Here is a 13433-nt window from a genome sequence, read left to right on the forward strand (position 1 = left end):
CCGGCAGGCACGTCGGGCATGATGTGCGGATGCTTTATGCGGTCATTCCAGCAGGTGGCAGCGGCACGCGGTTGTGGCCGTTGTCCCGCGCCGGCCACCCCAAGTTCCTCCACCCGCTCACCGGCACCAGCGCCTCGCTGCTCCAGGCGACAGTGGAACGGCTCGCCCCGCTGACCACACCGGATCGGACCCTTGTGGTCACCGGTGCCGCGCACGTCGCGGCGGTGGCTCGGCAACTGACCGGTCTGCCGGAGGAGAACATCCTGGTCGAGCCCTCCCCCCGGGATTCCTGCGCGGCGATCGCGTTGGCCGCTGCCGTGATCGCGATACGCGACCCGGACGCGGTGATGGGCAGCTTCGCGGCCGACCACCTGATCCGCGACCCGGAGAGCTGGGTCCGCACTGTCCAGGAGGCGGTTCGCGGGGCCGAGCAGGGCATGCTGATGACCGTCGGGATCACCCCCACGCGGGCGGAGACCGGCTACGGCTACCTGGAGACCGGCGACCCGACCGAGGGCACGCCGTGGCGGCCGGTGGCCGAGTTCAAGGAGAAGCCGGGCGCCGAGGTCGCCGAGGCGTACGTCCGTTCGGGCCGGTACCTGTGGAACGCGAGCATGTTCGTGTGGCGGGTGGACGTCTTCCTCGCCGAGCTGGCCCGCCAACAGCCGGCGCTGCACGCCGGTGTGGCAGCGATCGCCGCCGCCTGGGGCACCCCGGAGCAGGACGAGGTCCTCGGTGCGATCTGGCCGACCCTGCCGAAGATCTCCGTGGACTATGCGGTGATGGAGGGCGCGGCCACGGCGGGTCGCGTCGCGACAGTGCCGGGCGACTTCGGCTGGAACGACGTCGGCGACTTCCACACCCTCGGCGAGGTGCTGCCGACCGACGACGCGGGCAACGTGGTGCTCGGCACCGACGCCAAGCCGGGTGTGCTGCTGCGCGACAGCGCCAACATGGTGGTCGTGCCGCAGTCGGGGCGGTTGGTGGCCGTCCTCGGGTTGCGCGACCTCATCGTCGTGGACACCCCGGACGCGGTCATGGTCTGCCCCCGCGACCGGGCCCAGGACGTCAAGGCCCTGGTCGACGAGCTCAAGGCGCGAGGCGAAGAGGGCTACGTCTGAGGGCTGCGAGGGCCGGCGCGACCATTTGCACGGTCCCGCCGGCCAGCGGCTCGGGCAGTTGGTCCAGCGGGAACCAGCCCAGCTCCTCGGCCTCGTCGCTGACCTGCTCCACGGCCGCGGGCGGGGCCAGCACGGCGAACCGGACGTCGTGGTGCAGTGACCCGCCCTGACACTGCACCTGGTGCACGTCCACGTCGATCGGCACCGGGTCGATGCGCAGGCCGGCGATCCCGGACTCCTCGGTGGCCTCGCGGAGCGCGGCGGCGACCAGGGTCTGGTCGGTCGGCTCACAGTGCCCGCCGAGCTGCACCCAAAGCCCGAACTTGACGTGCAGGCAGAGCAGCACCCGCGAGCCGGTGGCGTCCAGGACCAGCGCGCTCGCGGTGACGTGCCCGGGTCGGTGCTGCCGACTCATCGCGATCGGGCCGGCGCCGAGCAGGCGGAGGGTCCGGTCCCGCGCTACTGCCGCGTCCGGGCTGGCGGGCTGCCAGCCTTCGAGAAGCGCGGTGGCGTCGGCGTGCAGCGTCGCGTACGTGTCGGGGTCGGTCGGGTGGGCGGTCGGTCCGGTGATCGCGGTGTCGGGCACCCCGTCACTGTACGAGCGGGTGCTTCGTACGCTGGCCCGGTGACCCTGCGACTCGTCGAATTCGTGGTGGCCGGCAACGAGGCCAGTGATCTCCTGCCGGTGCGGTCGGCACCCCTGCTGCGCGCGTACGGCGCCCGACGGGGCTTCTGGACCGTGCTGGACGAGGGGCCGGTGGAGCGCTGCCTCGCCCTGCTGCTGGAGCTGGACGACGGCGAGTGGACGGCCCGGCACGTGCTGGCGGACGCCGGTGCGGAGAACGGGCGGACCGAGGACGGTGAGGCGCTCGCTCACCACGACGGCTGGGTGTACGTCTTCGGCTCCCACTTCGGCTCGAAGGGTGGCCCGCTGCGCCCCCGACGTGCCTTCGTGGCCCGGTTCCGCGAGGACGACGCTGCGGCCGGGCCGATCCCGGTGCACGTGGTGCGCAACTCGTTCCGGCTGCACCGGGCGGTGAACGACGCCCTGGCCGGGTCGCCGCTGGTCCTGTTGCCTCCGGGGGAACGGGTGCGGGCCCGGTTCATCGTGGAAACCCTGGCCAGGGGGACCGCCCGGGAGAAGAGCTGGGTGAGTCGCCTCACCCCGGACGACCTGCCGTTGAACGTGGAGGCGGCGGCCTTCACCCCGGCCGGGACGGTGCTGCTCGGTCTGCGTTTCCCGGTCACCGAGGCCGGTGAGCCGATCCTGGTCGAGGTGGCCGACGTGCCGGGCATGTTCACGACCGAGCCTTCGTGGCCACGGGCGTTGCGCACGTACGTGTTGACCGGGGTCACCCCGCCCGGGGAGCTGACCGGCTTCCGGGCGATCACCCCGACGGCGGACGGCGCGTACGCGGCCGTGATCGGCTCGATCGACGCGCTGGGCAAGGGATCGGTGCTGCTCGACGACCACCCCGGTGGGGGTGACGTCACCTCCCGACACGTCCGCTTCCGTCTCCCGGACGGTGGGTCGGACGACGCGTGCCGGCTCGGCGGGGAGCTGGTGGCGGACCTGGCGCCGTTCCACCACGTCGAGGGGGTGGCCGAGCTGGACGGGCGGCCGTTCTACGTCACGGACGAGGACCACCGGGTCGCGCTCTGGGTCGGCCGAGCGGGATGATGCGAGGGCGGGATGATCGGACGGCACCTCTGCGGAGCAAGGGCCGCAGACCCTCGTGGTGCCGCCCGATCACCGGGGCCCCCCCATGGCCCGGCGCCCTGGCGCCGGGAGCGTCGAGGACGCGCCGGCACCTGTTCGGGCACTGAGAGCATGCCGAACCCGCCCCGTTGACGTCGAGGTTTTTCAGCCCAGGCTTAAAGATGGAGATTAGTGCCGTCCAGGTAGAGTCGAACGGTCGTCCGGCATCCCCCTGCCGGGGACTCAGGAGTGCTCCATGCTGAAGATCCACTTTTCTGGGGAGGACATCCTCCGGACCCGGTTGGCGCCGGCTGCGGACCCGATCTGGGAGCTGGTCCTCAGCCTGCACGTGCTGCAGGGCCGCAACCGCGACCCGTTGACGGCCAACTGGCGGCGCACCGTGTCCCAAGCGTTGCGTCAGGACGTCGCGTCCGAGCAGCTCCGGTTGCTGTTCGCGCTGAACCCGCCACGCGGCTACTTCCCGGACTTCCTCACCCCGTACGACAGCGTCGACGGCTTCGAGGCCGGGCTGGACGCGCTCCGCCGCACCCCCACCGAGCTGCTGCACCGGGACCTGAGCGTGCTGGCCGCCGAGACCCAGCTGCCCTCCTCGGCCGCCGCGCTGGCCCGGGGCGAGGTGGCGGTGCTGCACCACCTCGCCGAGTCGATGGAGCAGTACCGATCGCTGGCGATCAACCCGTACTGGAGCAGGATCCAGGCCGCGGTGGCGGCGGACCGGGCCCGCCGCGCCCGGGCGCTGCTCGACGGCGGTGTCGAGGGTCTGCTCACCAGCCTCCGGCCGGCCATGCGCTGGGAGGACAGGGTGCTCGAGGTCCGCCACTACCCGCACAGCCGGGAGATGCACCTCGACGGCCGAGGTCTCCTGCTGGTGCCGTCGTTCTTCTGCGCGAGCACGCCGGTCGCACTGCTCGACCCGGCGCTGCCACCGGTGCTGGTCTACCCGGTCGACCGGCTGGGCGGGCTGGCACCGGCCGACCGCGTCGCGGCGATCCCGTCGGGTGCTCCCCGCGACTCGCTCGCCGCGCTGCTCGGCCGCACCAGGGCGGCGGTGTTGCAGGCCACCGACGAGGGCTCCACCACCGGCGAGGTCGCCCGTCAGCTCAACATCTCACCGGCAGCAGCGAGCCAGCACGCCACTGTGCTGCGCAACGCTGGCCTGCTGGTCAGCCACCGGGAGCGCAACAGCGTGCTGCACACGCTGACGCCGCTCGGCCGGGCCATGCTGGACGCCTGACCCGGCCGTCTCTCACAGCGCGAGCGCGGCGCTCGCCGGGCTGCCCGGCGGTGGCGGCAACAGGGTCGACCCGACACCCTCGGCTGCCAGGGCGACGCGCAGTCGGTGCAGGTCGGCGCCGAAGCGGACCAGGCCGATCGGCTCGACGGGCGTCGGGGCCGAGCCCAGCACCAGGGCGGCGCCCTCCGGCCAGCCCGGCATCTCGGCGACCAGACCGGCGCGTACCTCCGCCTCGTCCACCAGGGTGAAGACCGTGCCGGGGGCGACGACCTCGGCGACCGCGTCGATCGCCCGCCGCACCGCGGTCAGGTCGGCCGGCGTCGGGCCGAGAGCGTCGGTCAGGGTGGCGGCGTCGGTGAGCCCGGCGGCACGGGCCTCGGCGGTGCCGAGCGAGAAGAGGTCCTGCGCGGCGTCGCGGATCAGCGCCCGCGCACCACCGGCGTCATCCGATCCGGTCGTGGAGAGGTAGCCCCGGACCACCGCGACTGGGACCTGGTCACACTTGCCCTTGATCAGCTCGCCGGCGCCCGCCAGCTCGTCCACCACGGCCATCTGGGTCAACTGCAACTCGTTGCCGTACGGGTCCACCTCGCCACGGTGGTCCCGGATGGCCGGCATTCCGGCCACGCCGAGCGCCACGTCGGTGAGCCCGTTGCGCCAGGGCCGGCCCATGGTGTCGCTGATTATCACGGCCAGATCCAGGTCGTAGCGCTCCCGCAGCGCCTCGCGCAGAGCCCGCGCGGACGCGTCCGGATCGACAGGCAGCAGCACCAGCTGGGTCTTGTCCACGTTCGACGCGTCGATCCCCGCGGACGCCATCACGAAGCCGTGATGGGTCTGCACGATCCGGGTCGGCCCCCGGCTGGCTACCACCCGGGCGGTCTCACCGGCCAGGACCTCGTCCCGGGCGGCCAGCCGCTCCGGACCGTCCGCCGGGACGTCCACCAGCCGCCCCTCCGCCTTGGAGACGATCTTGCTGGTCACCACCAGGACGTCGCCGTTGCGCAGCCACGGCGCCGCTGTCGCGATCACCGCCGCCAGGTCGTCACCCTCGGTCACGTGGCCGATGCCGAGCACCGGCAGGATTTCCAGCCTCACGTCAACTCCACCGCGGCGCGGACCATGGCCGCAGTCGCCGCCTCGTCGGTCATCCGCAGCGGCACCGCGCGGACCGTCACCCCGGGCACCACCGCGCCGGCGTCCTCCTCGGCCACCAGCCACCCGTCCAGCAGGCCGCCGTCCGGCCGGCCCCCGTACAGGCGGCCCACTCCGGCGGCGCTGCACTCGACACCGAGCACGGCGAGGCAGCGGTCGGCCATGCCCCGCACCGGAGCGCCGCCGATGATCGGTGAGACACCCACAACCGGCGCCGGGCTGTCGGCCACCGCCGCACGCAGCCCCGGCACGGCCAGCACCGGCGCGACGCTCACCACCGGGTTGCTGGGCGCGATCAGCACCAGATCGGCCGAGCCGATCGCCTCCAACACGCCGGGTGCCGGCTTCGCCGTCTCCGCGCCGACGAACACGAAGCGCTGAGTGTCAATGTCGGCGCGGTACCGCACCCACCACTCCTGGAAGTGGATCGCCCGTTGCCCCTGCTCGTCCTCGACCACCGCGTGGGTCTCCAGACGGTCGTCCGTCGCCGGCAGCAGACGTACGCCCGGCTCCCAACGGGTGGACAGCGCCTCGGTGACCGCGCTCAGCGGGTAGCCGCCGTTGAGCATGCTGGAACGCACCAGGTGGGTGGCGATGTCCTTGTCGCCGAGGCCGAACCACGTCGGCTGCGCCCCGTACGCGGCCAGCTCCTCCTTGACCGTCCAGCTCTCGCCGACCCGACCCCAGCCCCGCTCCGGGTCGGCGCCGCCGCCGAGCGTGTACATGACGCTGTCCAGGTCGGGACAGATCTTCAACCCGTGCAGCCACAGGTCGTCGCCGACGTTGACCACGGCGGTCACCTCCGCGCCGACCTCCCGGGCATACGCCCGGACGCCGAGCAGGAACCGGGCGCCGCCAATGCCGCCGGCCAGAACCACGATGCGCATGTCGACCATCCTCGCGCACGTGACGCCTCCGGTCCGCCGGTGGCCCTAGAGACTAGGCTCACGTGCGCCCTGTCCGTTCATGCCCCGAGGGGGACCTCGTGACCAGCCCCGCCGAGCCCGCGTCGACCGACGCGACGAAGGCCCGTCAGCTGACCAAGCCACTACGCGAACTCGCTGCGCTCGCGTTGCTCGGCGCCAACGCGGTGTTCCTCTTCGTGGGCCTGCTCCGGCTGATCGCCCCGAACGACTACAGCTCCTTCACCGACCGCGCGGGCAGCGCCTTCTACGCGTTCATCGGGGTGGAGGCGGTGGTCCTCCCACTGCTGGCCGTGCTGTTGGCCACGCACGTCTCACCGGTGCTGCCGAAGGCGAAGCTGATCACCCAGGTGGCCCTCGCCGAGTACGCGGTCAGCGCGCTCTTCGGCACGCTGACCATGCTGATCTGGACGGTCGGCCGCCTGGCCGACGCCGAGGTCCTGGACGCGCTCCTCGGTGTGCTCACCCGGTTCGCCTGGATGGTGATCTTCGCGGTCGCCGCGTGGGTGGTCTACACCGTCTGGCGCGCCCACTACTACGTGCCGCGGCCCAAGCCCCAGCCCGGTGTCTACGGCCAGGCGCAGCCAGGCTGGCCGCAGCAGCAGGGTGGTTGGCCGGGCCAGGGGCAGCCCGGTGGCCAGCCGCAGGGCGGTTGGCCCGCCCCCGGCCAGCCGGGTGGCTATCCGCAGCCGGGCCAGCCGGGTGGCTACCCGCAGGCCGGCCAGTACGGTCAGCCGTCGCCGCCGTTCCAGGCCCCGCAGTCGGCCCCGCCGTTCCCGCAGTCGGGACCGCCGCACCCGCAGTCCGCGCCGCCGTTCCAGGCACCGCAGTCCGCGCCGTCGTTCCCGCAGTCCGCGCCTCCGGCGAACCCTGCCCCCCAGTCCGCGCCGCCTGCGCCCGCCGCACCGCCGTTCGGGCAGCCGCCGTCGGCCGACCCCACCCAGACCATCCCGCGCCAGTCGGCGGACCCGACCGAGGCCATCTCCCGCCCCGGCGACACGGACAACGACCGCACCCAGCAGCTGAAGCCAGGCGACAACCCCGACCACCCCCGCTGACCGGGGCCCGGCGGGCTCTTTGATCACTTGATGCTCAGTAGTCGTCAGCGAGTCTGCTGAACTGCTGAGCATCAAGTGATCAAGAGGGCGAACGCGTGCCGTTTCCCACGGTGCGGGCCGGGACTGGTGGGCCGGGCTCGCGCTGCGCATAGGCTGAGCGGATGGTTGATCGCACCCACTCCGGTCCGAGCGACGCGAGCGTGCGGCGGGCCCTGGGCCGGGCCGCGACCGGGCGTGCGCTGGATGTCGACGAGGCGACCGCGCTGCTGTCCGCTCGTGGTGACGCGCTCGAAGAGCTGCTCCGGGTCGCCGGGGGGATCCGGGACGCCGGGCTGCGTGAGGCCGGCCGGCCGGGCGTGGTCACGTACTCCAAGAAGGTCTTCATCCCGCTGACCCGGCTCTGCCGGGACCGCTGCCACTACTGCACGTTCGCGACGGTGCCGCACCGGCTGCCGGCGCCGTTCCTGGACCGCGACGAGGTCCTCGCGATCGCACGGGCGGGGGCCGCGCAGGGCTGCAAGGAGGCCCTGTTCACTCTGGGTGACCGGCCGGAGGAGCGCTGGCCGGCGGCCCGCAGCTGGTTGGACGAGCGCGGTTACGACTCCACACTGGACTACCTGCGTGCCTGCGCGGTCGCCGTGCTGGAGGAGACCGGCCTGCTGCCACACCTCAACCCCGGGGTGCTGTCCTGGTCGGAGCTGCAACGGCTCAAGCCGGTCGCGCCGAGCATGGGCATGATGTTGGAGACGACAGCGACCCGGCTCTGGTCCGAGCCGGGCGGCCCGCACTTCGGCTCGCCGGACAAGGAGCCCGCGGTCCGGCTGCGGGTGCTCGACGACGCCGGCCGGGTTGGCGTGCCGTTCACCACGGGCATCCTGATCGGCATCGGGGAGACCCCCGCGGAGCGGGTCGACGCGATCTTCGCGATCCGCCGCGCCCACCGGGAGTACGGCCACCTCCAGGAGGTGATCGTGCAAAACTTCCGCGCCAAGCCGGACACGGCGATGCGCGGCATGCCGGACGCGGAGCTGCACGACCTGGCGGCCACGGTCGCGGTGGCCCGGCTGCTGCTCGGCCCGAAGGCCCGGATCCAGGCCCCACCGAACCTCATCGCCGGCGAGTACGACCTGCTGCTGCGCGCCGGCATCGACGACTGGGGTGGCGTCTCCCCGCTCACCCCAGACCACGTCAACCCGGAACGCCCGTGGCCGCAGATCGAGGAGCTGGCCCTGCACACCGAGCTGGCCGGGTTCACGCTGCGGGAGCGGCTGACCATCTACCCGGAGTACGTGCGCGCCGGCGACCCGTGGCTCGACCCTCGGCTGCTGCCGCACGTGAACGCGCTGGCCGATCCGACGTCCGGCATGGCGGTGGAGTCGGCCATGCCGCAGGGCCACCCCTGGCAGGAGCCGGAGGAGGTGTTCGGCGGGCGGACCGACCTGCACACCACCATCGACACCGCCGGTCGGACCGACGACCGGCGGGGCGACTTCGACAGCGTCTACGGTGACTGGGCGGAGGTCGCCACCAAGGTGACGGCCGGTCCGGCCGCCGCCGCTGGCGACCATGACCTGCGGGCCGGGCTGCGGCTCGCCGCCGACGACCCCGCCGCGCTGCTGGAGCCCGCGCACACCGACGCCGCTCTGGCGCTGTTCGGCGCGGACGGTCCGGCACTCGACGAGTTGTGCCGGCTCGCCGACGACGTGCGCCGGGACGCGGTCGGCGACGACGTCACCTACGTGGTCAACCGCAACATCAACTTCAGCAACGTCTGCTACGTGGGCTGCCGCTTCTGTGCCTTCGCGCAGCGTGAACGCGACGCCGACGCGTACCGGCTCTCCGTCGACCAGGTCGCCGACCGGGCCGAGGAGGCGTGGACCCTCGGTGCCAGCGAGGTCTGCCTCCAGGGCGGCATCGACCCGAAGATGCCGGTCACCGGGTACGCCGACATCGTGCGCGCGATCAAGGCGCGGGTGCCGGAGATGCACGTGCACGCGTTCTCGCCCATGGAGATCGTCACCGCCGCCGCGAAGGCCGGCGTGCCGGTCCGCGACTGGTTGACCCAGCTGCGCGAGGCCGGGCTGGACACCATCCCGGGCACCGCCGCGGAGATCCTCGACGACGACGTGCGCTGGGTGTTGACCAAGGGCAAACTCCCGGCCGCCGCCTGGGTCGACGTGGTCAGCACCGCCCATGAGCTGGGCATCCGGTCCAGCTCCACAATGATGTACGGCCACGTCGACCATCCCGGGCAGTGGCTGGCGCACTTCCGGGTGCTGGCCGGGGTGCAGGACCGCACCGGTGGCTTCACCGAGTTCGTGGCGCTGCCGTTCGTGCACACCAACGCCCCGATCTACCTGGCGGGGATCGCCCGACCCGGGCCGACCTGGCGGGAGAACCGGGTGGTCCACGCGATGTCCCGGTTGCTGCTGCACGGCCGGATCGACAACATCCAGTGCTCCTGGGTGAAGCTGGGCGACGAGGGCACTGTGGCGATGCTCCAGGGTGGCTGCAACGACCTGGGCGGCACGCTGATGGAGGAGACCATCTCCCGGATGGCCGGTTCCGGCAACGGGTCGGCGCGTACCGAGGAGCAGTTGCGGGCCATCGCGACGGCGGCCGGGCGGCCGGCGCGCAAGCGCTCGACCGCGTACGGTCACGCCCGGCCCTGACGTCGAACCTTTCCCCTCCGCCGGCCGTACCACGCGGTGCCGGCGGCGGTTGCGGCGAGGACCGCCGCCGGTGTCCCCACGGGGCCCGGCGGCGTCGGTAGACGGCACCGGACCCGTCCGTCTCCGCGGGCGCGTACGCGCCGCCGCCGGAAAGGCTGCCCATGACCACTGATCAGCGGAAGCGGCAGTGGCCGCGACTGACCCGCCGGCAGACGTTGACCGCCGCGGCCAGCGCCACCCTCGGCGCCGCCGCGCTCACCGTGCCGGGCCTGTCGGCCGCGCAGAACGCTCCCGGCGCGGCCGGACGAGCCGACGAGCCGATCGTCGTGCACCTGCGGGACGCCGATTCCGGAACGATGGACATCTTCGTCGGCGAGGCCCGGGTCGAGGTACGCGACCGCGGCCTGGCGGATCGGCTGCGGCGCGCCGCCCGGCGCTGACCCGGCACCCCGCCCTGCCACCCTGTCCCCGCCCAGTGAGGTTGGTCCGCCATGTCTTCCCACCGCGAGGCCCCGGAGATAGCCAAGGATCCGGTCGCCGACAGCTCCGACCTGTACGCGTTCGTCAGCCCCGACAAGCGCGAAACGGTCACGTTGATCGCCAACTACGTACCGTTGCAGCTCCCCTCCGGGGGCCCGAACTTCTTCGAGTTCGGCGACGACGTGCGCTATGAGATCCATATCGACAACGACGGCGACGGCCGTCCGGATGTCACCTACCGGTTCGAATTCACCACCGAGATCACCAATCCGAACAGTTTTCTCTACAACACCGGCCCGATCGATTCGCTCGACAGCAGGAACTGGAACCGGCGGCAGTTCTACAGCCTGACCCGGGTGGCCGACGGCCGGGAGCACCGGCTGGCCCACAAACTGCCCTGCCCGCCGTGCAATGTCGGCCCGCTGTCCACCCCGAAGTACGCCGAGCTGGTGCGGCAGGCCACCTACTCGCTCTCCACCGGGGAGCGGGTCTTCGCCGGGCAGCGCGCGGACGGCTTCTTCGTCGACCTGGGGGCGATCTTCGACCTCGGCACGTTGCGGCCGTTCCAACAGCTGCACGTCGCCGGCAAGAAGATCTTCAAGACCGAGGGGGAGCCGGTCAATGCCACCGACCGGATGAACGTGCACAGCATCGCCGTGCAGGTGCCGTTGGACCGGGTCCGCCGGAGTGCCAACCGTTACGGCGCCGGTGACCGGGCCTCGGTGATCGGGGTGTGGACGTCGGCGTCGCGCCGGCAGGTGCGGGTCCTCGGTGACCGGGGTGCGGCGGACACCGCCACCGGCCCGTTCACCCAGGTCTCCCGGTTGGGCAATCCACTGTTCAACGAGGTCATCGTGCCGATGTCCAAGAAGGACCTGTGGAACTCGCTGCCGCCGTCGGAGGACAAGCGGTTCGCGCAGTTCGTCGAGCAGCCGGAGCTGGCGGCGTTGCTGCCGGCGCTCTACCCGGACGTCTTCCCCAATCTGGACAAGCTCACCAAGGCCAGGAAGGCGCGCGCCGACCTGGTGGCGATCCTGCTCACCGGCATACCGGCCGGGTTGATCGACGGCTTCACCAACACCACCGGCGACGTGCAGGCCGACATGCTGCGGCTGAACACCGCGATCCCGCCGACCCGGCAGCCGGACCGGTTCGGGGTGCTCGGTGGCGACCTGGCCGGCTTCCCGAACGGTCGGCGTGTCGGCGACGACGTGGTGAGCATCGCGTTGCGGGCGATCGCCGGGGTGACCGTCCCGCTGGTGGACAGGACGTTCCGCCCGGACGCGGCGGCCGCCGCGGTCACCCCGGGGCTGAGCGCCGCCGACGTGACAGCGCCGTTCCTCGGAAACTTCCCCTACCTCGGTACGCCGTACGACGGGTTCAACAACCCGTCGGCGGCGGCGTCCTGACCGGCGCGGGGGAGCGGAGCATGCACGAGCACGCGTACGGGCCGTCGGAGACCGGGAGCGTCGTCCTCGATCTGGGTGGCGACACCGGTGCCCTGGTCGTCTACACGAGCCGGGATCTGCACGGTCGGGAGATCGAGATCAGCCGCGAGGGCGAGCGGCGGGTCCACTCGGCGGTGCGTGAGCGCCGGGTGCGGGACGGCTCGTTCCACACAGCGGTCTATCCCGATCTGCCGTCCGGAATTTATACCGTCTGGTGGGACGACAAGACGTCCGCCGGCACGGTTTCTGTCCATGGTGGAGGGATAGCCGAGTTCGTATGGCCCAGCAGCGGTTTCGGGGTCGCCAGCTGACCTCGCCGCACCGGTTTTTCCACAGCGCCCCGTCCACATTGTGGACGGGGCGCATGTGCTGCCCGCAGCTCGACGGGCAGTCTGCGCCGTGTCGCGTTAACCTGTCTCCCACCAAGATCAGCTTGGCGGTGATGGCGGCTGGCGCCGTCCTGGCGGTGACTCATCAGGGAAGCGCCACGGCAGAAAAGTCGGGCAACTCGCCGGAGAGGGCGTTACTCGGCCGGGGTCTGAATCGATAGGGCAGGTTGCGAGGCTGGACGGCCCGAGTGGCCGTCCGGGGGTGTCGGGAGGGCGACTCCATTATCAAGTTTGGCTTGACGGCGCACGCATTACACGCGTGTAATTTGAATGGGGTTGTTCGCACGGAACGCAACAAAACGGGACCGGACGGACAAGCACGCCTTTCGCGTGGGGGGTTGCAGCGGCGATGACGCCGGTGCGCGACAAGGAGGCATTTGATGGACGGCCAGCTTGAGGTGGCCGACCTGCTCGGAAACGCGCCGGAGTGGCAGGAGCGAGCGCTGTGCTCGCAGACCGACCCCGAGGCGTTCTTTCCCGAGAAGGGCGGCTCGACCCGCGAGGCGAAGAGGATCTGTTCGCGCTGCGAGGTCAAGACGGAATGCCTTGAATACGCTCTCGGTCACGACGAGCGGTTCGGCATCTGGGGTGGGCTCTCCGAGCGGGAGCGGCGCAAGTTGAAGCGGCGGGCCGCCTGAGCGGTGCGAGGTCGGGGCGGTGGGGGCCGCCCGACTCGCCCGACAGGTTGCCTGATCGGGTCACGGTCCGGCGCGCGGGGGCGCGCTCGGCCTGACTCGCGGGGAGCGCTCGGCCTGACTCGCGGGGGGACCGCTCAGGCCAGCTCGTCGGGGTCGACCCCAAGAAGGTTCGCCACCTGCTCGATGATCACGTCATGCACGAGATCGGCGAGGTCCTCACGGTCCATCGCCCGGAACTCCAGGGGTCGCCGGTACAGCACGATCCGCGGCGGCACCTCCTGCCGGCCTGGGCGGCCGGGCAGCAGCCGGGCCAGCGGGACCTCGCCGTCCTCCAGCACATCGGAGTCGTACACGTTCAGGTCCGGCGGGACGTCCTCGACGGCGAACTCGACCCCGGCCAGCTCCTTGGCGAACCGACGCTCCAGCGTCTCCACGGTGTCCAGGACCAGGTCGTCGAAGACCTCGGCCTTGGTCCGCGCCAGCGGCACGGTGGCCGGCACCAGCCGCCCGCGCAGGCCGCGCCCGTGCCGGTCACGGTGCGCACGCCGGCCGGAGCCGGGGCGGCGGTGTTCCGGGCTCGTCATGAGGCAAAGGG

Annotated in this window: 13 protein-coding genes; 9 read left to right on the forward strand and 4 right to left on the reverse strand. The window is 72.0% G+C overall.

The annotated features are described in order from the left end of the window. Nucleotides 1-29 precede the first annotated feature (29 nt). Nucleotides 30-1121, forward strand: coding sequence for a mannose-1-phosphate guanylyltransferase (locus FBZ33_RS03265; protein WP_141907941.1), 1092 nt, complete (start codon nucleotides 30-32; stop codon nucleotides 1119-1121). Here the strand turns inward: FBZ33_RS03265 and FBZ33_RS03270 are convergent. Continuing rightward, nucleotides 1090-1692, reverse strand: coding sequence for an NUDIX hydrolase (locus tag FBZ33_RS03270; protein ID WP_141912376.1), 603 nt, complete (start codon nucleotides 1690-1692; stop codon nucleotides 1090-1092). The two genes, FBZ33_RS03265 and FBZ33_RS03270, sit on opposite strands and share 32 nt — an antisense overlap. Nucleotides 1693-1746: 54 nt before the next feature. Here FBZ33_RS03270 and FBZ33_RS03275 point away from each other — a divergent pair, with 54 nt between their 5' ends. Together FBZ33_RS03275 and FBZ33_RS03280 are read left to right on the forward strand one after the other, a co-directional pair. Next, nucleotides 1747-2802 (forward strand): DUF4185 domain-containing protein, encoded by a 1056-nt coding sequence (locus FBZ33_RS03275; protein WP_141907942.1) that lies wholly within the window; start codon nucleotides 1747-1749, stop codon nucleotides 2800-2802. Between the two features lie 274 nt (nucleotides 2803-3076). Continuing rightward, the gene (locus FBZ33_RS03280) at nucleotides 3077-4075 is read left to right on the forward strand and encodes a winged helix-turn-helix domain-containing protein (protein ID WP_088946288.1); all 999 of its coding nucleotides are present in this window, start codon (nucleotides 3077-3079) and stop codon (nucleotides 4073-4075) included. Nucleotides 4076-4087: 12 nt separating this feature from the next. Here the strand turns inward: FBZ33_RS03280 and FBZ33_RS03285 are convergent, their stop codons facing one another. Further along, nucleotides 4088-5173, reverse strand: coding sequence for a coenzyme F420-0:L-glutamate ligase (locus FBZ33_RS03285; protein ID WP_141907943.1), 1086 nt, complete (start codon nucleotides 5171-5173; stop codon nucleotides 4088-4090). Then, on the reverse strand, nucleotides 5170-6117 hold the full coding sequence (gene cofD / locus FBZ33_RS03290; protein ID WP_141907944.1) for a 2-phospho-L-lactate transferase: 948 nt from the start codon (nucleotides 6115-6117) through the stop codon (nucleotides 5170-5172). Before cofD ends, FBZ33_RS03285 begins: the two co-directional genes overlap by 4 nt. Nucleotides 6118-6215: 98 nt before the next feature. On the opposite strand from cofD, the gene FBZ33_RS03295 reads away from it, so the two are divergent. From FBZ33_RS03295 to FBZ33_RS03320, 6 genes are all read left to right on the forward strand, one after another. Continuing rightward, entirely contained in the window at nucleotides 6216-7211 is a 996-nt protein-coding gene (locus FBZ33_RS03295; RefSeq protein WP_141907945.1) for a hypothetical protein, read from the forward strand. A gap of 161 nt (nucleotides 7212-7372) precedes the next feature. Then, nucleotides 7373-9883, forward strand: coding sequence for a bifunctional FO biosynthesis protein CofGH (locus FBZ33_RS03300; protein WP_141907946.1), 2511 nt, complete (start codon nucleotides 7373-7375; stop codon nucleotides 9881-9883). A 161-nt stretch (nucleotides 9884-10044) separates the two neighbouring features. Next, entirely contained in the window at nucleotides 10045-10323 is a 279-nt protein-coding gene (locus FBZ33_RS03305; RefSeq protein ID WP_141907947.1) for a hypothetical protein, read from the forward strand. A gap of 51 nt (nucleotides 10324-10374) precedes the next feature. Continuing rightward, on the forward strand, nucleotides 10375-11772 hold the full coding sequence (locus tag FBZ33_RS03310) for a DUF4331 domain-containing protein (protein ID WP_141907948.1): 1398 nt from the start codon (nucleotides 10375-10377) through the stop codon (nucleotides 11770-11772). A gap of 20 nt (nucleotides 11773-11792) precedes the next feature. Next, nucleotides 11793-12122, forward strand: coding sequence for a phospholipase (locus FBZ33_RS03315; RefSeq protein ID WP_141907949.1), 330 nt, complete (start codon nucleotides 11793-11795; stop codon nucleotides 12120-12122). 458 nt (nucleotides 12123-12580) lie between these two features. Further along, the gene (locus FBZ33_RS03320) at nucleotides 12581-12838 is read left to right on the forward strand and encodes a WhiB family transcriptional regulator (protein WP_007455784.1); all 258 of its coding nucleotides are present in this window, start codon (nucleotides 12581-12583) and stop codon (nucleotides 12836-12838) included. 134 nt (nucleotides 12839-12972) lie between these two features. Here the strand turns inward: FBZ33_RS03320 and FBZ33_RS03325 are convergent, their stop codons facing one another. Continuing rightward, complete coding sequence (locus FBZ33_RS03325; RefSeq protein ID WP_074316962.1) at nucleotides 12973-13422, reverse strand: metallopeptidase family protein; 450 nt, start codon at nucleotides 13420-13422, stop codon at nucleotides 12973-12975. Nucleotides 13423-13433: the final 11 nt, after the last annotated feature.

It is taken from the genome of Micromonospora sp. A202, assembly GCF_006715105.1.
In the GTDB taxonomy this organism is placed as follows: Bacteria; Actinomycetota; Actinomycetes; order Mycobacteriales; family Micromonosporaceae; genus Micromonospora; species Micromonospora zamorensis.

What these genes read in the sequence shown, in the direction of transcription:
- FBZ33_RS03265 (WP_141907941.1), top strand. Translation starts at nt 30, where the DNA reads ATGCTTTATGCGGTCATTCCAGCAGGTGGCAGCGGCACGCGGTTGTGG.
- FBZ33_RS03325 (WP_074316962.1), bottom strand. Translation starts at nt 13,422, where the DNA reads ATGACGAGCCCGGAACACCGCCGCCCCGGCTCCGGCCGGCGTGCGCAC.
- FBZ33_RS03320 (WP_007455784.1), top strand. Translation starts at nt 12,581, where the DNA reads ATGGACGGCCAGCTTGAGGTGGCCGACCTGCTCGGAAACGCGCCGGAG.
- FBZ33_RS03310 (WP_141907948.1), top strand. Translation starts at nt 10,375, where the DNA reads ATGTCTTCCCACCGCGAGGCCCCGGAGATAGCCAAGGATCCGGTCGCC.
- FBZ33_RS03305 (WP_141907947.1), top strand. Translation starts at nt 10,045, where the DNA reads ATGACCACTGATCAGCGGAAGCGGCAGTGGCCGCGACTGACCCGCCGG.
- FBZ33_RS03280 (WP_088946288.1), top strand. Translation starts at nt 3,077, where the DNA reads ATGCTGAAGATCCACTTTTCTGGGGAGGACATCCTCCGGACCCGGTTG.
- FBZ33_RS03300 (WP_141907946.1), top strand. Translation starts at nt 7,373, where the DNA reads ATGGTTGATCGCACCCACTCCGGTCCGAGCGACGCGAGCGTGCGGCGG.
- cofD (WP_141907944.1), bottom strand. Translation starts at nt 6,117, where the DNA reads ATGCGCATCGTGGTTCTGGCCGGCGGCATTGGCGGCGCCCGGTTCCTG.
- FBZ33_RS03315 (WP_141907949.1), top strand. Translation starts at nt 11,793, where the DNA reads ATGCACGAGCACGCGTACGGGCCGTCGGAGACCGGGAGCGTCGTCCTC.